Annotated in this window: 22 protein-coding genes; 14 read left to right on the top strand and 8 right to left on the bottom strand. The window is 63.0% G+C overall.

All coding sequences use genetic code 11. The annotated features are described in order from the left end of the window. Positions 1-37 precede the first annotated feature (37 nt). Positions 38-1081: a polysaccharide deacetylase family protein gene (locus ACU5AY_RS12790; protein WP_446826500.1), complete on the top strand. Its 1044-nt coding sequence runs from the start codon at positions 38-40 to the stop codon at positions 1079-1081. Between the two features lie 28 nt (positions 1082-1109). On the opposite strand, the gene pdxH is transcribed toward ACU5AY_RS12790, so the two are convergent. After that, a complete protein-coding gene (pdxH, locus tag ACU5AY_RS12795) occupies positions 1110-1730 on the bottom strand; it encodes a pyridoxamine 5'-phosphate oxidase (RefSeq protein WP_446829016.1) in 621 nt (206 codons plus the stop codon). A gap of 125 nt (positions 1731-1855) precedes the next feature. Here pdxH and ACU5AY_RS12800 point away from each other — a divergent pair, with 125 nt between their 5' ends. From ACU5AY_RS12800 to ACU5AY_RS12815, 4 genes are all read left to right on the top strand, one after another. After that, complete coding sequence (locus ACU5AY_RS12800; RefSeq protein WP_446826501.1) at positions 1856-2239, top strand: RT0821/Lpp0805 family surface protein; 384 nt, start codon at positions 1856-1858, stop codon at positions 2237-2239. A 180-nt stretch (positions 2240-2419) separates the two neighbouring features. Beyond that, positions 2420-3538: a DnaJ C-terminal domain-containing protein gene (locus tag ACU5AY_RS12805; protein ID WP_446826502.1), complete on the top strand. Its 1119-nt coding sequence runs from the start codon at positions 2420-2422 to the stop codon at positions 3536-3538. Positions 3539-3693: 155 nt separating this feature from the next. Continuing rightward, a complete protein-coding gene (fabI, locus tag ACU5AY_RS12810) occupies positions 3694-4512 on the top strand; it encodes an enoyl-ACP reductase FabI (protein ID WP_446825086.1) in 819 nt (272 codons plus the stop codon). Positions 4513-4601: 89 nt separating this feature from the next. Next, positions 4602-5225 (top strand): histidine phosphatase family protein, encoded by a 624-nt coding sequence (locus tag ACU5AY_RS12815; protein WP_446826503.1) that lies wholly within the window; start codon positions 4602-4604, stop codon positions 5223-5225. 107 nt (positions 5226-5332) lie between these two features. On the opposite strand, the gene ACU5AY_RS12820 is transcribed toward ACU5AY_RS12815, so the two are convergent. Continuing rightward, positions 5333-5593: a DUF1344 domain-containing protein gene (locus tag ACU5AY_RS12820; RefSeq protein WP_446825934.1), complete on the bottom strand. Its 261-nt coding sequence runs from the start codon at positions 5591-5593 to the stop codon at positions 5333-5335. Between the two features lie 297 nt (positions 5594-5890). Between ACU5AY_RS12820 and aroC the strand changes: the two genes are divergently transcribed. Both aroC and ribB read left to right on the top strand, forming a co-directional pair. Next, positions 5891-6988, top strand: a complete 1098-nt coding sequence (gene aroC / locus ACU5AY_RS12825) for a chorismate synthase (protein WP_446826504.1) — start codon at positions 5891-5893, stop codon at positions 6986-6988. A 10-nt stretch (positions 6989-6998) separates the two neighbouring features. After that, positions 6999-8090, top strand: coding sequence for a 3,4-dihydroxy-2-butanone-4-phosphate synthase (gene ribB, locus ACU5AY_RS12830; RefSeq protein ID WP_446826505.1), 1092 nt, complete (start codon positions 6999-7001; stop codon positions 8088-8090). A 4-nt stretch (positions 8091-8094) separates the two neighbouring features. Here the strand turns inward: ribB and ACU5AY_RS12835 are convergent, their stop codons facing one another. The 3 genes from ACU5AY_RS12835 to ACU5AY_RS12845 form a co-directional block, all read right to left on the bottom strand. Further along, on the bottom strand, positions 8095-8877 hold the full coding sequence (locus tag ACU5AY_RS12835; protein WP_446826506.1) for a gamma-glutamyl-gamma-aminobutyrate hydrolase family protein: 783 nt from the start codon (positions 8875-8877) through the stop codon (positions 8095-8097). A gap of 123 nt (positions 8878-9000) precedes the next feature. Then, entirely contained in the window at positions 9001-10194 is a 1194-nt protein-coding gene (locus ACU5AY_RS12840) for a winged helix-turn-helix domain-containing protein (RefSeq protein ID WP_446826507.1), read from the bottom strand. 69 nt (positions 10195-10263) lie between these two features. Next, positions 10264-10725 carry a DUF1284 domain-containing protein gene (locus ACU5AY_RS12845; RefSeq protein ID WP_446826508.1) on the bottom strand — a complete coding sequence of 154 codons (462 nt, stop codon included), beginning with the start codon at positions 10723-10725 and terminating at the stop codon, positions 10264-10266. Between the two features lie 100 nt (positions 10726-10825). On the opposite strand from ACU5AY_RS12845, the gene ACU5AY_RS12850 reads away from it, so the two are divergent. The 5 genes from ACU5AY_RS12850 to ACU5AY_RS12870 all read left to right on the top strand — a co-directional run bounded on the left by ACU5AY_RS12850 (position 10826) and on the right by ACU5AY_RS12870 (position 14018). Then, entirely contained in the window at positions 10826-11506 is a 681-nt protein-coding gene (locus tag ACU5AY_RS12850; RefSeq protein ID WP_446826509.1) for an energy-coupling factor ABC transporter ATP-binding protein, read from the top strand. Beyond that, complete coding sequence (locus tag ACU5AY_RS12855) at positions 11500-12105, top strand: energy-coupling factor transporter transmembrane component T family protein (protein ID WP_446826510.1); 606 nt, start codon at positions 11500-11502, stop codon at positions 12103-12105. The genes ACU5AY_RS12850 and ACU5AY_RS12855 overlap by 7 nt, the downstream gene beginning before the upstream one ends. A 32-nt stretch (positions 12106-12137) precedes the next feature. Continuing rightward, positions 12138-12701 (top strand): biotin transporter BioY, encoded by a 564-nt coding sequence (locus tag ACU5AY_RS12860; RefSeq protein ID WP_446825095.1) that lies wholly within the window; start codon positions 12138-12140, stop codon positions 12699-12701. Between the two features lie 130 nt (positions 12702-12831). Continuing rightward, entirely contained in the window at positions 12832-13761 is a 930-nt protein-coding gene (locus tag ACU5AY_RS12865) for a histone deacetylase family protein (protein WP_446826511.1), read from the top strand. A gap of 2 nt (positions 13762-13763) precedes the next feature. After that, on the top strand, positions 13764-14018 hold the full coding sequence (locus ACU5AY_RS12870) for an exodeoxyribonuclease VII small subunit (protein ID WP_446826512.1): 255 nt from the start codon (positions 13764-13766) through the stop codon (positions 14016-14018). An 18-nt stretch (positions 14019-14036) separates the two neighbouring features. Here the strand turns inward: ACU5AY_RS12870 and ACU5AY_RS12875 are convergent, their stop codons facing one another. Genes ACU5AY_RS12875 through ACU5AY_RS12885 form a run of 3 tightly spaced genes read right to left on the bottom strand, consistent with a single transcriptional unit; the run spans position 14037 to position 17218 of the window. Further along, complete coding sequence (locus ACU5AY_RS12875; RefSeq protein ID WP_446826513.1) at positions 14037-15599, bottom strand: DHA2 family efflux MFS transporter permease subunit; 1563 nt, start codon at positions 15597-15599, stop codon at positions 14037-14039. Continuing rightward, positions 15592-16764 (bottom strand): HlyD family secretion protein, encoded by a 1173-nt coding sequence (locus ACU5AY_RS12880; protein ID WP_446826514.1) that lies wholly within the window; start codon positions 16762-16764, stop codon positions 15592-15594. The genes ACU5AY_RS12875 and ACU5AY_RS12880 overlap by 8 nt, the downstream gene beginning before the upstream one ends. A gap of 1 nt (position 16765) precedes the next feature. Continuing rightward, complete coding sequence (locus ACU5AY_RS12885) at positions 16766-17218, bottom strand: MarR family winged helix-turn-helix transcriptional regulator (protein WP_446825100.1); 453 nt, start codon at positions 17216-17218, stop codon at positions 16766-16768. A 192-nt stretch (positions 17219-17410) separates the two neighbouring features. Here ACU5AY_RS12885 and ACU5AY_RS12890 point away from each other — a divergent pair, with 192 nt between their 5' ends. Continuing rightward, positions 17411-18334, top strand: coding sequence for a pirin family protein (locus tag ACU5AY_RS12890; RefSeq protein ID WP_446826515.1), 924 nt, complete (start codon positions 17411-17413; stop codon positions 18332-18334). Positions 18335-18431: 97 nt separating this feature from the next. Continuing rightward, entirely contained in the window at positions 18432-20348 is a 1917-nt protein-coding gene (gene dxs / locus ACU5AY_RS12895; RefSeq protein WP_446826516.1) for a 1-deoxy-D-xylulose-5-phosphate synthase, read from the top strand. The last annotated feature ends 108 nt before the right edge of the window (positions 20349-20456 follow it).

Below are 20456 nucleotides of genomic sequence, written 5' to 3' on the forward strand. Positions count from 1 at the left end.
TGCAGCCGGACTTCAGGAATGCAGGCGGGGGATAGCCTTGTTCACGATTATCAGGAACAGCGCCAAGCGGGCGATCAAGCGCGCCGTCATCACGGGTGGCCTGGAGGCGGCAGCCGTTGCCGCGCGGCTCGGGGGACGCATTCGCGCCCGTGGCATCATTTTCACACTTCATCATGTGCGGCCCAAGACGGAACACGACTTCGACCCGAACGCGCATCTGGAGATTACCCCGGATTTTCTGGCGGACGCGATTGAGCAACTTCAACATGACGGTTTCGACTTCGTCCGCCTCGACGAGATCCCCGCGCTTCTCGCCGGAGGTGACCGCGACAGGCCCTTCGCCGCCTTCACGCTGGATGACGGCTACCGCGACAACGCGCGCTATGCCCTGCCGGTGTTCGAGGAGGCCGATGTCCCCTTGACCGTCTTCGTGACCAAGGGCTTTGCCGAGCGCAGCCAGACGATCTGGTGGGAGACGGCGGCAGCCATGCTGCAATATGCCGACAAGTTCCAGTTCGACTTCGGCCAGGGCCGGGAGACGGTCGAAATCAGGACCACCGCCGGCAAGATGGCGGCATTCAACAGGCTCGAGGGCGCGGCGTTTTGCGAAGACGAAGCCACCTTCGTGCGCAAGATCGACCAGGCCGGCCGGGCGCTCAACGTCCACCCGCAGTCGATCGTCCACGACGAGACGATGGATGCCTACGAGCTGAAACGCTTCGCCGCGCACCCCCTGGTCAGTCTCGGCGCCCATACCGTCACGCATCCGGCGCTGGCGCTGCTCGACGAAGAGGCGGCGCGCAGCGAAATGATCGAAGCCGCCGACTATGTGGAAAAGATCACCGGCAGCCGGCCGACGACGATCGCCTATCCCTACGGTTTCGCGAAGGCGGTTTCCGCCCGCGAGCACAGGCTGGCAGCCGAAGCCGGCTTCGCGCTGGCGGTCACCACGTCACCGGGCCTGCTGCGCGGCGGCGGGCGCGACAATCTCTTCGCCCTGCCCCGCGTTTCCCTGAACGGTCTCTACCAGAAGCCGCGCTATGTCTCGGCGCTGGCCTCAGGCCTGCCGTTCCTGCTCTGAACCTCTGCCGGTCAGACCTGCAAACCCGTCAGGGATACATCCGCGTCTTGGTCCAGCCGCCTTCCGGCGTCTCGCGGGCAAACTCGATGCGGTCGTGCAGGCGAAACTTGCGGTCGTGCCAGAACTCGATCGAAACCGGACGGATGCGGAAGCCCGACCAGTAGGGCGGTCGCGGAATGTCGCCGATGGCATAGCGCGCCGTATATTCGGCGACGGACTTCTCCAGCGCGAAGCGGCCTTCCAGCGGACGGGACTGCTTGGACGCCCAGGCGCCGATTCGGCTGCCGCGCGGGCGGGAGGCAAAGTATTCGTCGGCCTCGGCATCGGTCACGACCTCGACCGGACCGCGAATACGCACCTGCCGGCGCAGGGATTTCCAGTGAAAACACATCGCGGCCTTCTTCTGGCCAAGAAGTTCCTGCCCTTTCCGGCTTTCGAAATTCGTGTAGAAGACGAAGCCGTTGGTATCGAACCCCTTCAGCAAAACCATGCGGACATTGGGCATGCCGTCTGCATCGACCGTTGCCAGCGCCACAGCGTTCGGATCGTTGATCTCGGAGGCCTGCGCGTCCTTCAACCAGCTGTCGAACAAATCGACGGGGTGTTCAGCCTCGGTAAAGTCACCGCTTGTTAACTCATCTTGCGACATATTGATTAAAATGCCTCTTTTTCCAGTTCTGTAGCGCGTAGGTAACAGGTTTCGTTTTGATTCATCCAGCAAGACCATCTTTCAAGACAACAGGCCGGGTTCGCAAATCCGTTCTGCTTCTGGCGATGGCCGTCGCTCCGGTCGTTTTATCCGGTTGCTTCGGTGCTGGACAGGATTATCTCACCAGCGCAGCGACGGACAATTCGATCAATACCCGATCGATCAGCGATGTGCGCGCCAAGACGGTCAATTCCGACGAGACGACGGTGGGCAATGCAGTCACTTCCGCCGACCTCGGCAAGCTTGGCAACGATCCCCTCCCCTGGGCCAACACGGCCACCGGAAGCTCCGGCGTCGTGACCTCGATCGCCGAGCAGATGGCCGAAGGCATGACCTGCCGGCAGTTCACGACGACGCGTCATTCCTACGCCGGCATTGCCAAGTTTTCCGGTCTCGCCTGCCTCAGCAGCGACGGCACATGGCGCGTATTGCGCTTCGAGCAGCTGTAACCGCCGGTTTTTCAAACATCGGTTCGAATTTTCACGATTTCCTTCAAGCGAACGTAACGACTGATTAGCGAGTCTCCGCGCATACTCTCGGTTCACGATTTGCCGGCCCCCAAAAGTACCGGTCAAAGGATTCATTCGCGCCTGGGAAAGACAGGCCGTCCATAAGCGGGTTCAAGAAGAATGCGCGACCCTTACGCAGTGCTCGGCGTCGACAGCAATGCCAGCGAAAAAGAGATCAAGTCGGCCTGGCGGTCGGCCGCCAAGGCGTTTCATCCCGACCGCAACCGCGACAATCCGGATGCGGCCTCGCAGTTTGCCGAGGTCGGCAAGGCCTACGACATGCTGAAAAACCCCGCCAAGCGCGATCTGCTCGACCAGGCGCGCGGTGCCGTCCAGGGCAAGGACGGCGAGCCTACTTTCATGCAGAAGCGCGAAGAGGCGCGAGCCGCAGCCAAACGCGAGGCCGAACGGCAAGCCCGCGAGGCCGAGGCACTCGCCGAAATGGCACGCCAGGCCAATGCGAGCGCCCGTGCAGCCCAGTCCGAGACTGCCGCAAAGCCCGGCGCCACCTCCGGGGCTTCGCCCTCCTCGCCCAAGGCCGGCACCGCCGGCAAGACGGACAACCAGAGCGGCAAGCCTTCCGACGCGGCATCGCCAGACTTCGAGGAGCAGCCGGAAGGCGGATTGGAAAACGCCAAGGCCTCGGCATCTGCCAACAGGCTGAAGCTGCAGGCCGCCGAACTGCTCGTCTCCTTCTACCGCCGGATCACCGGCTACCGCCCGCCGCCCGAGCAGGCGCCCGACTATCACCTCGACAAGGAAGTCACCATTGGCGAACTGCTTTCCGGTCGCTGGACGACGGTTACGACGCCGGACGAGCGCGACGTCGGATTCTACCTTACTCCCGGCATGACCGAGGGATATGTCGTCGAGCTCAAGGGCCATGGCTCGCGGCTGACGGGCATGCGCAACGGCGACCTGTTCGTCACGCTTCGCGTCGCCCGCGACATCGCCTTTTCGGTCGAAGGCCATGACATCCGCACGGTACTGCCGATATCCCTGGAGGACGCCGTCCTAGGTCTGCAGACCGAAGTCGAGGGGCCGCAGGGGTCCATTCCGGTCACGGTCGAGCCCTGGTCCGGCTCGGAAAAAACCATCCGTATTTCCGGCCACGGGTTGAAGACCGAGGATGACGGACGAGGCGATCTCATCGTCGAGTTGCGCATTTTCCTCGGCGAAAAACCGGACGAAAAAGTCACCGACCTGATGCGCATCATGCGCCAGGGTCTTTATCTCTAGCCAGGTGTTCGCTCCAAGCCCTTGGAATCCGGCCCACCGGCCGGTGGCGCACTGTTTGTTACGGTTCCTAACAGTTCCTGATCTCGGTGAAGCTTGAACCGCCCGTCACGCTATGCCATAGGCAAATTCGCAATTCTTGATCTTGGGAGCATAGCATGGCTGAAGTAACCGGCCTCATGAGCGGCAAGCGCGGCGTCATCATGGGTGTGGCCAACAATCGATCCATCGCCTGGGGCATTGCCAAGGCCTGTGCGGATGCCGGTGCGGATCTGGCGCTGACCTGGCAAGGCGACGCCCTGAAGAAGCGTGTCGAACCGCTGGCACAGGAACTTGGCGCTGTCATGGCCGGCCATTGTGACGTGACCGACCTTGCCTCCATTGACGCCGTCTTCGAGACGCTCGAAAAGGAATGGGGCAAGATCGATTTCGTCGTGCACGCCATCGCGTTTTCCGACAAGGACGAACTGACCGGCCGCTACATCGAGACGAGCCGCGAGAACTTCGCCCGCACGATGGACATCTCCGTCTATTCGCTGACCGCCGTGGCCAAGCGCGCCGAGCGGATCATGAACGATGGTGGCTCGATCGTGACGCTGACCTATTACGGCGCCGAAAAGGTGATGCCGCATTATAACGTCATGGGCGTCGCCAAGGCCGCGCTCGAGGCGAGCGTGCGCTACCTTGCCGTCGACATGGGCGACCGCGGCATCCGCGTCAACGCCATTTCCGCCGGTCCGATCAAGACGCTGGCCGCCTCCGGTATCGGCGACTTCCGCTACATCCTGAAGTGGAACGAGTACAACGCGCCGCTGAAGCGCACCGTCTCGATCGACGAAGTCGGCAATTCGGCGCTCTACCTGCTGTCGGACCTGTCGACCGGCGTGACCGGCGAAGTGCACCATTGCGATTCCGGTTACCACACGATCGGCATGAAGGCGGTGGACGCTCCGGACATCGTCGTGTCCAAGGACTGACGTCCCTTCAGACAAGGAACACGAACGGAGCCGGTTGGCTCCGTTCGTATTTTAAGCTCCCGGTCCATTCATTTTTCGAGGCTCTCTTCTTGATCATCTACGTCGTTCGCCATGGCCAGACAGACTGGAATGCGGAATTGCGCATGCAGGGGCAGAAGGATATCCCGTTGAACGACAGGGGGCGGGCACAGGCGCGCGGCAATGGCCGAGCCCTGAAAACAATCCTGGGAGACGAGACGGACATGTTCGACTTCGTCTCCAGCCCGCTTGGCCGAACCCGCGAGACCATGGAACTCCTGCGGACGGAAATGGGGCTGGACCCCAGCGCCTACAGGACCGACGAGAGACTGGTGGAGGTCTCCTTCGGCGACTGGGAAGGGTCCACGCTTGCCGAACTCGAGGTGCGCGTACCGGAAAGACTTGCCGCGCGTGCGGACAACAAATGGGACTTCATCCCGCCGGGCGATCACGCGGAAAGCTACGAGATCCTGTCGTGGCGCATCGGCTCCTGGCTGCAATCGGTCAACCGCCCGACGGTGTGCGTCTGCCATGGCGGCGTGATCCGGACGTTGTTCCGCCTGATCGACAACATGGACAAGGAAGAAGCCGCCACGATGGGCGTGCCGCAGGACCGGCTCCTCAGGATCGACAGGCAGCAGAACGTCATAGAGTGGATCGGCGGGACATCGCCGTCGCTTCACTCCCCCTTCTGAGGGCGTCACGGACCGGCGCAAAAGAAAGCGGCCGCTACGGATTTTTCCGTAGGGCCGCAGAGTACATCAGGTGCTGAACAAACGTACTGATTAAGGCATATAGGCAGCTACTGCGCGATTTCCAGGTCATCAACGACGCGCTTGCCGTCAACGACCGTGTAGAACACGGTGACCTTCACGCCGGCGGCGAGACCGTCGAAGTTGAATTCGGACGGCACCTGGTAGGTCTTGCCGTCATCCAGCGTCAGCGTCAGGTCGGATGTATCGACCTTGGTGATCGTTGCCTCGACGTCGGCGCTCTGCGCGAAGGACGCGAGCGGAGACAGGAGGCTGGCAACAGCAATCAACGCAGCAAACAGATAATTCATGTGGCGCCTTTCGGTCTGGATCATATGCATCGTCCTTCGCTGGCCATGGAGCACTTCGAATGTGGCGGATTTTTTGCCCTCGCCGGGCGGTTTTGCGACTGGATTGATGATCTTTTTTCCTGGGTTGGCAAGTGAAACTTTGGCGACCCCGCAGCGTGCACCCGAAAATGGCCATTGTCGCAAAGAGACGCTGCGACGGAGCACAAAGGAATTTGCCTTGCGCCGTTTTTCCACTATGAGTGACGCGCCTTAGACAAACGGCCGTCACGGCAGCCGCCAAGCCTTACGGACAGAACCATGTCGCATAACACATTCGGTCACCTTTTCCGCGTCACCACCTGGGGTGAAAGCCACGGGCCGGCGCTCGGCTGCGTCGTCGATGGTTGCCCTCCCGGCATCCGCTTCACGCTTGCCGAACTGCAGGCCTGGCTCGACAAGCGCAAGCCCGGCCAGTCGCGGTTCGTGACCCAGCGGCGCGAGGACGACCTCGTCAAGGTGCTCTCCGGCGTGATGCTGGACGAGGACGGCGAGACGATGATTTCCACCGGCACGCCGATCTCGATGATGATCGAGAACACCGACCAGCGCTCCAAGGACTACGGCGAGATCGCCAAGCGCTACCGGCCGGGGCATGCCGACTTCACCTATGACGAAAAATACGGCATTCGCGACTATCGCGGCGGCGGTCGCTCATCGGCCCGCGAGACGGCGGCGCGGGTTGCTGCCGGCGGCATCGCCCGCAAGGTCATCCCCGGTGTTACCATCCGCGGGGCCCTCGTGCAGATCGGCAAGCACAAGATCAACCGCGACAACTGGGACTGGGATCAGGTCGGGGAAAACCCCTTCTTCGCGCCCGACCCGGCGATCGTTCCGGTCTGGGAAGAGTATCTGGACGGTATCCGCAAGGCGGGTTCGTCCGTCGGCGCCGTGGTCGAAGTGATCGCCGAAGGGGTTCCAGCCGGTCTTGGCGCTCCGATCTACAGCAAGCTCGACCAGGACATCGCCTCCGGCCTGATGTCGATCAACGCGGTCAAGGGCGTGGAGATCGGCAACGGCTTCGAGGCCGCCGAGATTACCGGCGAGGAAAATGCCGACGAAATGCGCATGGGCAATGACGGCAAGCCGATCTTCCTGTCGAACCATGCCGGCGGCGTTCTGGGCGGCATTTCGACCGGCATGCCGGTCGTCGCCCGCTTCGCCATCAAGCCGACCTCGTCGATCCTGACCGAGCGCCGCTCGATCGATTCCGACGGCAACAATGTCGATGTGCGCACCAAGGGCCGCCACGATCCGTGCGTCGGCATCCGCGCCGTGCCGATCGGCGAAGCCATGCTCGCCTGCATCATCGCCGACCATTATCTCAGAGACCGGGGCCAGACCGGCAAGACACGCTAGGACAGTTTCCATGGCATACGATCAGAAGCGCGTCGTCGACGCCATCCGCGCCTTCGAGGCAGGCGAAATCGTCGTCGTCACCGATGACGACGACCGCGAGAACGAAGGCGACCTGATCGTCGCCGCCGTCCACTGTACCCCGGAAAAGATGGCCTTCATCGTGCGCCACACGTCGGGCATCGTCTGCGCGCCGATGCCGCGCGAGGAAGCCAAGCGGCTGAACCTCAACGCCATGGTGGCGGAAAACGACAGCGCCCATACCACCGCGTTCACGGTGACCGTAGACTTCAAGCACGGCACGACGACCGGCATTTCGGCCGAAGACCGGACGCTGACGGTGCGCAATCTCGCCAATCCGAATGTCGGGCCCGCCGATTTTGTCCGTCCGGGCCACATCTTCCCGCTGATCGCCCGCGAAGGCGGCGTGCTGATGCGCTCCGGCCATACGGAAGCCGCGGTCGACCTCTGCAAGCTGGCCGGCCTTCCGCCGGTGGGCGTGATCTGCGAGATGGTCAATGACGACGGCACCGTGATGCGTGGCCCGCAGGTGGCGAGCTTTGCGCAGACGCATGGCCTTAAGCAGGTTTCGGTTGCCGACCTGATTGCCCACCGCCAGCGCAAGGAGCGGCTGATCGAGGAGATCGCCACTTTCAATATCGAGACGCCCGTGGGCCCCGCCAAGGCGCATACCTATTCCCTGCCCTGGGATCCGATGCAGCACATGGCCGTCGTCTTCGGCGACATTCGCGACGGCGCGAACATCCCGGTGCGCCTGCATCCGGAAAACGTCGCGACCGACGTCTTCGGCAAGTTGCCGGCCGTGCTGCCGCACATGCAGCGCATCGCAACCGAAGGCCGCGGCGTCATCGTCTATCTGCGCGAGGGTTCGGTCGGCGTCGGCCACCACGATACCGGTCGCAAGGGTCGCGAAGGGCATGACACCGCGCGGTCACGGGAAAGCGAATGGCTGGAGATCGGCCTCGGCGCGCAGATCCTGAAGGACCTCGGCGTCGAATCGATCAAGCTTCTGAGCTCGCGCGAGCGTCACTATGTCGGGCTGGAAGGCTTCGGCATCACGATCAGCGAGACGATCGTCTGCTGATCCATCAGGCGGCCGCGACCGTGCCGTCCTTGTAGGCTCTGACGGCGGCACCGAAGGCGTCGAACAGGGCGCGGTTGACCGGATTGCGCTCCGGATCGTATTCGGCGTGCCACTGGACGCCGAGCGCGAAGCCCTTGGCGTCCCGGAAACGGATCGCCTCGATCGTGCCGTCATCGGCGATGCCCTCGGCGGCGATACGGTCTCCGACGACGAGAATGCCCTGGCCGTGCAATGAATTGACCCGGATCGTGTCGCTGCCGAAAATGCGCGCGAACACGCCACCGGATTCGAGCTTGACCGAATGCCGGTCGGCGAAGACAACCTCGGGATCCGGATGGATTTCGCCGGTCTCCAGCCGCGGCATGCGGTGATTGATCCGCCCCGGCAGTTCGCGAATTTCCGGATGCAGAGAACCGCCGCCGGCGACGTTCATTTCCTGAAAACCCCGGCAGATGCCGAAAAGCGGCACGCCGCGCTCGACGCAGGCATCGATCAGCGGCAGGGCGACGGCATCGCGGGCCTCGTCATAGGGTTCGTGCTTTTCGCTGGGTTCGGTGCGGAAGCGGCTCGGATGTACATTGGCGCGCGCCCCGGTCAGGAGCACGCCGTCGACGACGGAGAGAAGATCGTCGATGTCGGTGAGAGCCGGGTCGCCGGCAAACATCAGCGGCAGGGCGCCGAGCACGTTGGCAACGGCGTTCAAGTTGCGCTCCCCGACCATCTGCACCGAGAAGCGGTCCTCCACACGAAGGGCATTTCCAATGATGCCGATCACGGGTTTCGTCATGTATGTCCTGCCGTCCCTTGCTCGAATGTTGCAGCGCACTGCAGACTCAACATTCCCATAAGGGGTTCGAAGGAGCAACCGGCTCATGATCAAAAATATTGATGAAGCGCAAAGATGGCGCGATCAGCCGGTCATCCAGCCGTCGTCATAGGAAACCCGATCGACGCCCACAAACCGCGCGACGCGGGCGAGCTCGGCCTCAAGCTTCTCGAGACGACCGGCCGAGGCGCGCACCTTCGGTTCGAGCCACAGGCGGCGGACGTTCAAGGTCCCCTCCTTGCGGTCCGTCTTCATGTCGATCCGGCCGATCATCCGGTCGCCCTCCAGCAGCGGAAAGACATAATAGCCGTATTCCCGCTTCGGCTCCGGCACGAAGACCTCGATGCGATAGCGGAAGCCGAACAAGCGTTCGGCGCGGTTGCGGTCGCGCAGCAGCGGATCGAAGGGGCTCAGGACACGGACACGGCCCGGCGGCTCCGGCCAGTCATCCGGATGGGCGGAGAAATCCATGAGGCAGTAAGAGCTGCGCGGCTTGCCGCCGTCGACCGTCTCGATCTCCACCTCGTCCAGCCGGTCGCGGTTCGCCTTCACCCAGTCCCGTGCCTCCTCCGGCGAGATCAGGTCCCAGAAGGCGGCGATCTCGCCATGGGTGGCAAAGCCCAGCCGCTCCAGCGCGCTCAGACAGGCCCAGTCGACGAAATCCTCGTGCGACACCTCGGCCTTGAGAATATGGCCGGGGATCACCCGCTCGGTCAGGTCGTAGGCCTTCTGGAAATTCTCGCGGTGGCAGATCGAAAGCTTGCCGGTGTGCCAGAGGAATTCCAGCGCGGTCTTCGACGGATGCCATTCCCACCAGCCGCCGGACTTGTGATCCTCGGCCTTCACCTCACGGGCGAAGATGGAACCGCCGGCCGCAATCCGCTCATAGGTTTCATCGAAGGCCTTGTCGAAATCCTGGCCCTGCCACTTGGCCCAGCGCTCCCGGATCCCCGCCTCCCGGCGCCTGAAGCGATGTTTCCAGTAAGGAAAGAAGGCCGTCGGCAGAATGGCGGCGTCATGTGTCCAGTGTTCGAAGAGCGCCCTGTCCTTCTCGAGAAGCGCGCGCAGATGCTCGCGCTTGAAGGTCTGGTTGCGTGAAAACAGGATCTGGTCGTGGGCGCGCGTCACGGTCTGGATGCTGTCGACCTGCACGAAGCCGATATCGTGGATCAGCTGCAGAAGGTCGTCCTTCGACATGGCACGCGACGGCGTGGCCGAAAGACCCTGCTTTGCGAGGAAGATCCTGCGCGCGTTCGAATTGGAAACCGGAATCGCCATGGCCTATCCATGCACACGTTCCTGATTTGTTCAAGCGCCTTTATTAAAACCGATACTGGACACAGGAAATCAGGACGACGGCCACAGCAACGTGTCGGCAAAGCTGTCGGCGGCAATATCATTGCAAAACGCCTTCCACCGGCAGTTGGTACAGGCGGCCCGGATCGAACCTTCGACAAAGGCTGCGCGCAGGGCGGCGGCGATGTCCGGGGTGATGAAAAACTCGCCTGCCATTCCGCCGGGAAAGAATGGCTCGACCGCCTTGAGCGCAAGGTCGTCGATCATCATTGTCTCGACCCGGAAGCAATCGTGATCGCAGGCAACGCGGTCTTCGGCGGAGAGTGCGCCGCAAATGTCGTCCGGTCCGCTGACCAGCCGGACGGGTCGCCCGGAATTGATGGCTGCGGCTATGGCGGACATGTTATCCACGAAGCCCGGCGTATAGCCGTATCCCTTGTAGGTCAGCAGACAGAGGAAATGGTGTCCGCGAAGAGCCATGGCGGCTTGATCGTCCACCGTGTTGCCAGCCATGCGATACGCCTCCCCTCGCCTTCGGCTTCAACGCTGCCGTGCGTTTCCCTTTGGCCGCGCTTGGTCTATAGAGCCTGCCGGTAGCACACGGAGCAAAACTTTGGAAATCCGCTTTTCCGGCGCATCTGTCACCTTCGGCAACCGGACCGCGCTTCAGCCTTTGACGGTGACGCTTGCGGAGCGGCGCATAGGCGTCGTCGGGCTGAATGGTTCCGGCAAGACCACCTTCGCCAAGCTGATCAACGGGCTCGTCAAACCGACGGCCGGCAGCGTGACGGTCGACGGGCTCGACACCGTCAAGGATGCCGGCGCGGTGCTGCGCAAGGTCGGCTTCATCTTTCAGAACCCGCAGCAGCAGCTAATCATGCCGATCCTGAAGGACGATATCGCCTTCGGCCTCAAGGCGCATGGCGTTGCCAAGGAAGATGTCGCCGCGCGGACCGCCGACATCCTGGCCCGGTTCGGCATCGCGCATCTGGCGGAGCGGCGCGTCCACGAGCTTTCCGGCGGCGAAACGCAGCTGGCGGCGATCGCCGGCGTCACGGTCACCGGCCCCGGCCTCCTGATCTTTGACGAGCCCGCCAACCAGCTTGACCTGAAAAACCGCAAGCTGGTGAAGGAGACGATCGCAAGGCTCGAGCAGCAGGCCGTCGTCATCAGCCACGACTTGCCCTTCATCGAAGACTTCGACCGCGTGCTGCTGTTCCACGAGGGCCGGCTGGAGGCAGACGGCGCGCCGGCCGACGTGATTGCCCGCTACCGGGAGATCGCCGGATGCTGAAGAGCCTCTATGTCGAGGGCGACACGCTCTTTCACCGGCTTTCGGCACGGGTGAAGCTGATCGCGCTCCTCCTTCTCGGGATCGTGCTGTTTCCGATCAGCAGCTTCTGGGTTCTGGTTCCCGTCTTCCTTGTGGCGGCTGCGATCTATTTCAGCCTTGGCCTGACGGTTCGTGACGCACTGTCGCGCATCGGCTTCGTGCTCTTCACCATTTTTGTGCTGATGCTCGTCAATCTCTATATCGGTCCGTGGCACGAGGCGGTCGCGACCACCTTCCGGCTGACTGCTGTCGTCCTCTTTGCCGCCGCGGTCACAGCGACGACCACGATCGACGCCTTCATGGACGAGATCACGGTGCTGCTGACGCCGCTGGAGCGCATCGGACTGGTGAAGGCCCATGACGTCAGCCTGGCGCTCGGCCTGGTGCTGCGATTCGTGCCGGACATCTTCGCCCGCTACCAGACGCTGAAGGAGGCGCATGAGGCTCGCGGCATCAGAGTTCGTACGCGAACGATCCTTGGCCCCCTGATTATTTTGACCCTCAAAGACGCCGACATGATCGCCTCCGCCATTGACGCCCGTGGCATTCGCGGTCAATGAAATCCCCATATTTCGAGTGGGGAGACACATCGATGAACAGCAGGGACCTGGTTCTCATTGCACTTTTCGCGGCGATCGTGGTGGTGCTCGGCTTCATTCCGCCGATCACGCTCGCCTTCATTCCGGTGCCGATCACGGCGCAGTCGATGGGCGTCATGCTGGCCGGCTGCATCATCGGCGCCAAGCGCGGGGCGCTCGCCTATGTCCTGTTCGTGCTGATGGTCGCCATCGGCCTGCCGGTGCTGTCGGGCGGACGCGGCGGCATGAACATCCTGATGGGGCCGACCGCCGGCTATATCTTCGGCTGGATCGTCGGCACCTATGTCACCGGCCTGATCGCCGAGCGCTTCGTGCGTGACGGCCAGTCGGAAGGCCGCCAGCTTGCCGCCTTCTTCGCGGCCTCCGTCATCGGCGGCATCGGCGTCGTCTACCTCATGGGCATCGCCTGGCTGAAGATCTCCTCCGGCACCGACCTCATGGCGCTGATCTCCGGCAACCTGACCTTCATCCCCGGCGACCTCGTCAAGGCGGTGATCGCGACGCTTGCCGGGCGCATCGTGCTGTCGGGCTACCCGCTGCTGCACTCGCGCGCCTGAAACGGCCGACCGCAACCCAATACCTTCGAGCCCCGGTCCAAAACCGGGGCTTTTTCATGCGCTGTTGAAAATGACCGCGCGATACGCCATTTGCATGGACGACAGTTTCCTCGATCAGTAGGGTCCGGACATGACGACGCGCCTCTACGAGCACACGATCTTCCTTGAACACGAGACACCACCCGGCCATCCCGAACGGATCGACCGGCTGCGCTCGCTGAACGTCGCGCTCGAACACCCCTTCTTCGCCACTCTCGACCGCAAGCCGGCCCCGCAGGCGAACGAGGACGCCGTGCTGCTCGCCCACCCGGAAGCGCACCTGTTCTCGGTCATGCGGCAGATCCCCGAGGAAGGCATCCATCAGATCGAAGCCGATACCTATGCGAGCCCGAAAAGCCTGCAGGCGGCGCTGACCGGCATCGGCGGGGCGATGGCCGCGGTCGACGACGTGTTTTCCGGCGCGGCCGACAATGCCTTCGTCGCCTGCCGCCCACCCGGCCACCACGCCGAGAGGCAGACGGCCATGGGCTTCTGCCTGTTCAACAACGTGGCGATTGCCGCACGGCACGCGCAGAAGGTCCACGGCGCCGAACGCATCGCCATCGTCGACTGGGACGTCCACCACGGCAACGGCACGCAGGACATCTTCTGGGACGACCCGAACGTACTGTTCTGCTCGACCCACCAGATGCCGCTCTATCCGGGCTCCGGCGCCAAGAACGAGACGGGTGCGCACAACACCATAGTCAATGCACCGCTCTCGGCAAACGACGGCAGCGACCATTTCCGCGAGGCGTTCCGGTCGCGGGTGCTGAGGGCGGTCGACGACTTCTCGCCCGACCTCATCCTCGTCTCGGCCGGCTTCGACGCCCACCACCGCGATCCGCTGGCGCAGATCAACCTCGTCGGCGAGGATTTCGACTGGGCGACGGCGAAACTGATGGAACTTGCCGACAAGCATGCCGGAAACCGCCTCGTCAGCGTGCTGGAGGGCGGCTATGATCTGGAGGGACTCGCCGAGTCCGCCGGAATGCACATCTTGAGACTGATGAAAGGATGACCATGAGCGACAAGACCAAGGGCGACGACATCGCGGGCCTGCCGTTCGAAAAGGCGGTCGCCGAGCTCGAGACGATCGTCGGCCGGCTGGAGCGCGGCGACGTGGCGCTGGAGGAATCGATCGGCATCTACGAGCGCGGAGAGGCGCTGAAGAAGCATTGCGAGAAACTTCTGACCGCCGCCGAGAAGCGCATCGAGAAGATCCGCCTCGACCGTTCCGGCCAGCCGCAGGGCGTCGAGCCGCTCGACGCGGAGTAAGCGGCTCTCCTTTCCTTCCTATTCCAGGGCGATCTCGATCGCCTCTTCCTGATCGCTGCTGCGGCCTGTCTTTGCAGGCTTCCGCAGAAGGAAGATCAGCGGCATCACCGCGATCGACATCAGCATCAATAGCTTGAAGTCGTCGGCATAGGCAATGATCGTCGCCTGCAGCGTAACGATACCGTCCAGCGTCGAGATGCCGCTCACCGTATGCGGGCTGAGGGCAGCGGCGGCCGGCGCGTCGAAGGCATGGTTGAACGGCGTGACGAAGGCGGCAATCTGCGCGTGGTTGATCTGCGTGTTCTGGACAAGAAGAGCCGAGACCACGGCAATGCCGACGCTGGAGCCGATGTTGCGCGACAGATTGTAGAGACCCGTTCCGTCGCCGCGCATATCGGCGGGCAGCGTCGCAAAGGCGATCGTCGTCAGCGGCACGAACAGGAAGCCGAGGCCAGCGCCCTGGACGAAGCCGACCCAGATGATCGTCCACTGGGAAATGTCCGGCGTCCACATGGTCATTTCGTACATGGCCCAGGCAGTGACGCCGAGGCCGATTAAAAGCAGATAGCGCGTGTCGACCTTGCCGATCAGCCGTCCGACGATGAACATGCAGGCCATGGTGCCGAGCCCGCGCGGCCCCATGACGATGCCGGCGGTGATGACGGGATATTCCATCAGCGTTTGCAGATAGGGCGTCATCAGCGCCAGCGAGGCGAGATAGGTGACACCGATGACGAAGATGAACAGGATGCTGATCGCGAAATTGCGGTCCAGAAACAGCCTCGGATTGACGAAGGTCTTCTCCGCCGTGAAGGTGTGGACCAGAAACAGGTAGAACGCTCCGCCACAGACGATCGACTCCAGGATGATTTCCCCCGACGAGAACCAGTCGAGCTGCTGGCCTCGGTCGAGCAGGAGCTGCAGCGCGCCGATGGCGACGCTCAGCATGCCGAAGCCGAACCAGTCGAGCCTCGCCTTGGCGTCCACCTTGGTTTCCTTGACGAACATGCCGATGCCCATGAAGGCAAGGATGCCGATCGGGACGTTGATGTAGAAGACCCAGCGCCAGCTGAGGTGTTCGGTCAGCCAGCCGCCGAGCACGGGTCCCAGAACCGGGCCAACCATGACGGAAACGCCGAACATGGCCATGGCCGAGCCTCGCTCCTCGACCGAATAGATGTCGAGGAGGATGCCCTGCGAGAGCGGCACGAGCGAGGCGCCGAACAGGCCCTGCAGGAGACGGAAGCCGACGATCTGGGTCAGCGATTGCGCGAGGCCGCAGAGAACGGAGGCGGCCACGAAGCCGAAGATTGCCGTCGACAGCACGCGCTTGCGGCCGAACCGGGCGGCAAGGAAGCCCGACGGCGGCGTCATGATCGCGGCGGCGACGATATAGGAGGTCAGGACCCAGTTGATCTGATCGGCGCTCGCTGCGACGCTGCCCTGAATGTAGGGAAGCGCGACGTTGGCGATCGTGGTGTCGAGCGCCTGCATGATGACGGCGAGGATGACGCAGGCGGCGATTGCGCCGCGATTTACGACCGGCTCCTCCACTGCTGCCATGGTGGCGGCGTTACTCATTGGCGTAAGCGGGCCTCTTGCCGATGAGGTTGTCGACGAACTGCGGCAGACCGCGCGCATGGCCGGTGTCGATGTCGACTTCCGTGCTCATGCCGGCGCGCAACGGCGGCTTGCCGTTGGTCTCGTCGATCGAAATGCGCATGGGAATGCGCTGAACGACCTTCACCCAATTGCCGGAGGAATTCTGAGCCGGAAGCAGCGAAAAGCTCGACTCGGACGCCGGGCTGACGCTTGCGACCTTGCCGGTCCACTGGGCGCCCGGATAGGCATCGACGCTGATCGTCACCGGCTGACCCGGCTTCACATAGGTCAGCTGCGTTTCCTTGGGATTGGCCGCGATCCACATGTTCTCGGTCGAGACCAGCGAGAACGCCGCCTCGGCCGCGTCGAGATAGCTGCCGACCTGAACGGCGCTGACATTGGTCGCGATACCGTCGAAGGGGGCGCGCACGACGGTGTCGTCAAGCTGCCGCTTGGCGTCGTCAACGGCGGCCTTCGCCTGAAGGTAGACAGGATTTTCCTCGACCGGCGTATCGGCGTCGCCGCCGAGCTTGGCGAGCATTTCGGCTGCCTGTGCCTCGGCTACCATCACCTTCTGTTTCGCCGCGTCGAGATTGTGCTTGGCCTGGTCGAACTCGGCATGGGAGGCGGTGTTCATGGACACCAGCTTCTGCTGCCGGTCGAAGGCCGCCTGGTAATAGGGAAGATCGGCCTTGGCCTGGGCCGTTTCCGCCTGTGCCTGGCGGTAGCTGGCCTGAAGGGTCAGAAGCTCGTTGCGGGCGGATTCGAGTTTTGCCTTCGCGCCTTCGAGCGCGATCTGGAACGTCTCCGGCTTCAGGCGGAAGAGGACATCGCCCGCCTTCACGTTCTCGTTCTCGTGCACCTCGATCGACTGCACCGTGCCCGCCACGTCCGTCGACACGCCGACAATGTTGGCGGCGACATAGGCGTTGTCCGTGCTCACCTCCTGCCCGCCGGTGACGTAGACATAGCCGCCAACGACGAGGGCGACCGGCAGCAGCGCGAACAGCACGCGGCGGCGCGTATTGCGGCGCGGCTTGTCCGCGGGGCCGGACTTTGCGGGCTCGGCAATGGCTGCAGCCGGTGCCTCGTCGGTTTCCTTGTTTTCATTGGCGGTGGGACGCAAAGCGGTCGGTTCGCTCATGTCAGTTTTCCTTGTCGGCCGAGCACCGGCAGGCCTCGACGAGATTGGACTTCATCGTTTCGAGCATCTCGAAGAGCCTTTCACGATCTGCCGGGGATATGGATTTCAGGGCTTCGTTGCGCGTGGCGTCGCCAATGGCGCGCATGTCGCCAAGCAGGTGACGCGCCTCCTCCGTCATGAAGAGCAGCCAGATGCGCCGGTCGGTCTCGTGACGCCGACGCTCGACCAGGCCGCGCTCCATCAATTTCTCGATGATCCGCTGCAGGGTGATCGGTTCGACGTCGATGATTTCCGCGAGCGCCTTCTGGTGGATGCCCTCGTTGCGCGAGAGGTAGGCAAGCGTCTGCCACTGAGACCGTGTCAGCCCAATATGCCGCGCCTGCTGCTCAAAACGTTTGCGCAGCAGGCGAGCGACATCATGCAATAAAAATCCGAGTGTCGGATTGCTGCTCAATGTTTACGTCCTGAAAAAGGTAAGCTTCCTTATGATAAGTAAACCTATATAATAATCACCCGATGTCTGGCAAGTGGAACGGCGTTGAAGACTGTCAATTTTTCAGAGGAACAGCGTTCGGTTTTTCGCCCTATGCCGCGACACGAATGACGGGTAGCGTTCGGCATCGACATTGAGAACGGAGTGAGCCCCATGTCCTTCTTTCCCGGAAAGGATCCCGTCGCGGGAGACGCATTTGCCTGCGACGCCATCGAGCAACTGATCATCCCGCGCACCAGCGACATCGGCGGGTTCGAAGTGCGCCGCGCCCTGCCGACAGCCAAGCGCCGACTGGTCGGCCCGTTCATCTTCTTCGACCGCATGGGACCGGCCGTGCTGCGCGCGGGCGACGCCCTGGACGTCAAGCCGCATCCGCATATCGGCCTTTCGACAGTCACCTACCTGTTCGACGGCGAGATCAAGCACCGCGACAGCCTGGGCACGGAAATGGTCATCGAGCCCGGCGATATTAACCTGATGACGGCCGGCCGCGGCATCGTCCACTCCGAGCGCACGCCGGAGAAGCTGCGCGGCGACGCCTTCTCCATCTCCGGCCTGCAGACCTGGCTGACGCTGCCGGACAACATGGAGGAGATCGACCCCGCCTTTGCGCACACGACCCGCGGCGATATGCCCGAGATCAATGCCGACGGCGCGCATGCACGTGTGGTGATCGGCAATCTCGAAGGCCTCGCCTCGCCGGTGAAGGTCTTCTCCGACACGCTTTATGTGGACCTGACGCTCGAGTCCGGCGCACGCTTTCCCTTTGCGGCGCAGGCGGAGGAGCGCGCGGCCTATATCCTGTCCGGCGACGTCGTGATTGCCGGTGACCGCTTTGCCAGCGATCAGCTTCTCGTCTTCCGTCCCGGCGACGCGATCACGCTGCAGGCCGGCGAACGCGGCTGTCACCTGATGCTCTTCGGCGGAGCAGCGATGTCGTCCAAGCGCTATATCTGGTGGAATTTCGTCTCCTCCTCGAAGGAACGCATCGAACAGGCGAAGGAAGAATGGCGCACCGGCCGCTTCGATATCGTGCCTGGCGACGAGGAGGAATTTGTGCCTTTGCCGCAGGGTTGAACAGGAAATGGGAGACGGCACGGGGCGGCTTGTGCTAAGGCGTCTTATTGAATATCGCTTCCGGCGCACCAGATAACGCTAAACGAGACCGCCGCAATTGACCGAAATAGACACGCCTCTTCTGGACAGCATCAACATTCCCGCCGACCTCAAATCGGTGGAGGATGCGGCACTGCCGCAGCTCGCCCGCGAAGTGCGCGACGAGATGATCGAGGCCGTTTCGCGCACCGGCGGCCACCTGGGCGCCGGCCTTGGCGTCGTGGAATTGACGATTGCGATCCACAAGGTCTTCAACACGCCTGAAGACCGGCTGATCTTCGACGTCGGCCACCAGTGTTATCCGCACAAGATCCTCACCGGCCGGCGCGACCGCATCCGCACGCTGCGCCAGGAAGGTGGCCTCTCCGGCTTCACCCGCCGGGCCGAAAGCGAATACGATCCGTTCGGCGCCGCCCATTCCTCGACGTCGATTTCGGCCGGCCTCGGCATGGCGGTCGCCGCCGAACTGGACCACAAGGACCGCAAGGTAATCGCCGTCATCGGCGACGGCGCGATGTCGGCGGGCATGGCCTATGAAGCGCTCAACAATGCCGGAGCGCTCGATGCACGGCTGATCGTCATCCTCAACGACAATGACATGTCGATTGCGCCGCCGACCGGCGCGATGAGCGCCTATCTTGCCCGCCTCGCCTCCGGCCGGACCTATATGGGCTTTAGGGAATTCGGCAAGAAGCTGACCGCCTATCTCGGCAAGAACATCGACCGGGCCATCACCCGTGCCGTCGAGCACGCCCGCGGCTACGTGACCGGCGGCACCATGTTCGAGGAAATGGGCTTCTACCACATCGGCCCGATCGACGGTCACTCCTTCGATCACCTGCTGCCAGTGCTGCGCAACGTGCGCGACAACCAGAAGGGCCCGGTCCTCATCCACATCGTGACGCAGAAAGGCAAGGGCTATCCGCCGGCCGAAGAGGCTGCCGACAAGTATCACGGCGTCAACAAGTTCGACGTCATCACCGGCGCGCAGGCGAAGGCCAAGCCGAATGCGCCGAGCTACACCTCCGTCTTCGCCAATGCGCTGGTGCAGGAAGCGGGCCATGACGACAAGATCGTCGGGATTACCGCCGCCATGCCATCGGGCACCGGGCTCGACAAGCTGGCCGAAGCCTTCCCGACCCGCTGCTTTGACGTCGGGATCGCCGAACAGCACGCCGTTACCTTTGCCGCCGGCCTTGCGGCCGAGGGCTACAAGCCGTTTGCCGCGATCTACTCGACCTTCCTGCAGCGCGCCTATGACCAGGTCGTCCACGATGTGGCAATCCAGGGCCTGCCGGTGCGTTTCCCGATCGACCGTGCCGGCTTCGTCGGCGCCGACGGGCCGACCCATGCGGGCTCCTTCGACACGACCTTCCTCGCCACCCTGCCGAACTTCGTGGTGATGGCTGCCGCGGACGAGGCGGAACTCAAACATATGGTGCGCACCGCGGCCGCCTTCGACGAAGGCCCGATCTCGTTCCGCTATCCGCGCGGCGAAGGCGTCGGCGTTGAACTGCCGGAGCGCGGCCAGATCCTGGAGATCGGCAAGGGCCGCATCATCAAGCAGGGCGCCAAGGTCGCCCTCCTCTCCTTCGGCACGCGACTGGCCGAATGCTTGCTGGCTTCCGAAGAACTGGATGCCTCCGGCCTGCCGACGACGGTTGCCGACGCCCGTTTCGCCAAGCCGCTCGATCACGACCTGATCCGCCAGCTGGCCGCCCATCACGAGGTCCTCGTCACCATCGAGGAAGGCGCAGTCGGCGGCTTCGGCAGCCATGTCGCCCATTACCTTGCCAATGAGGGACTGCTCGACACGGGCCTGAAGTTCCGCTCCATGGTCCTGCCGGACATCTGGATGGAACAGATGAAGCCGGAAACCATGTACAGCCGCGCCGGGCTCGACAAGGCCGGCATCGTCTCGACGGTGTTCAAGGCGCTCGGCCAGGACCGCGTGGAGAGCGGTTCGCGGGCCTGACGGCCAGCCGAACTAACCTCTTGGAAACCAAAGCCGTTCGCCTTCAACTAACCAGTTTCCTTGGCGTTTTCTGAAATTTTTCCGGTTATTTTCCCTGTCAACAAAAAG

This window comes from Rhizobium sp. PAMB 3174, from assembly GCF_052908375.1.

Excerpts from the sequence above, each read along its gene's own strand:
- ACU5AY_RS12870 (WP_446826512.1), top strand. The coding sequence starts at position 13,764 with ATGAGCGACAAGACCAAGGGCGACGACATCGCGGGCCTGCCGTTCGAA.
- ACU5AY_RS12835 (WP_446826506.1), bottom strand. The coding sequence starts at position 8,877 with ATGACGAAACCCGTGATCGGCATCATTGGAAATGCCCTTCGTGTGGAG.
- ACU5AY_RS12860 (WP_446825095.1), top strand. The coding sequence starts at position 12,138 with ATGAACAGCAGGGACCTGGTTCTCATTGCACTTTTCGCGGCGATCGTG.
- ACU5AY_RS12800 (WP_446826501.1), top strand. The coding sequence starts at position 1,856 with ATGGCCGTCGCTCCGGTCGTTTTATCCGGTTGCTTCGGTGCTGGACAG.
- ribB (WP_446826505.1), top strand. The coding sequence starts at position 6,999 with ATGGCATACGATCAGAAGCGCGTCGTCGACGCCATCCGCGCCTTCGAG.
- aroC (WP_446826504.1), top strand. The coding sequence starts at position 5,891 with ATGTCGCATAACACATTCGGTCACCTTTTCCGCGTCACCACCTGGGGT.
- fabI (WP_446825086.1), top strand. The coding sequence starts at position 3,694 with ATGGCTGAAGTAACCGGCCTCATGAGCGGCAAGCGCGGCGTCATCATG.
- ACU5AY_RS12805 (WP_446826502.1), top strand. The coding sequence starts at position 2,420 with ATGCGCGACCCTTACGCAGTGCTCGGCGTCGACAGCAATGCCAGCGAA.
- ACU5AY_RS12855 (WP_446826510.1), top strand. The coding sequence starts at position 11,500 with ATGCTGAAGAGCCTCTATGTCGAGGGCGACACGCTCTTTCACCGGCTT.
- ACU5AY_RS12880 (WP_446826514.1), bottom strand. The coding sequence starts at position 16,764 with ATGAGCGAACCGACCGCTTTGCGTCCCACCGCCAATGAAAACAAGGAA.
- ACU5AY_RS12890 (WP_446826515.1), top strand. The coding sequence starts at position 17,411 with ATGTCCTTCTTTCCCGGAAAGGATCCCGTCGCGGGAGACGCATTTGCC.
- ACU5AY_RS12875 (WP_446826513.1), bottom strand. The coding sequence starts at position 15,599 with ATGAGTAACGCCGCCACCATGGCAGCAGTGGAGGAGCCGGTCGTAAAT.
- ACU5AY_RS12820 (WP_446825934.1), bottom strand. The coding sequence starts at position 5,593 with ATGAATTATCTGTTTGCTGCGTTGATTGCTGTTGCCAGCCTCCTGTCT.
- ACU5AY_RS12865 (WP_446826511.1), top strand. The coding sequence starts at position 12,832 with ATGACGACGCGCCTCTACGAGCACACGATCTTCCTTGAACACGAGACA.
- ACU5AY_RS12840 (WP_446826507.1), bottom strand. The coding sequence starts at position 10,194 with ATGGCGATTCCGGTTTCCAATTCGAACGCGCGCAGGATCTTCCTCGCA.
- pdxH (WP_446829016.1), bottom strand. The coding sequence starts at position 1,730 with ATGTCGCAAGATGAGTTAACAAGCGGTGACTTTACCGAGGCTGAACAC.
- ACU5AY_RS12845 (WP_446826508.1), bottom strand. The coding sequence starts at position 10,725 with ATGGCTGGCAACACGGTGGACGATCAAGCCGCCATGGCTCTTCGCGGA.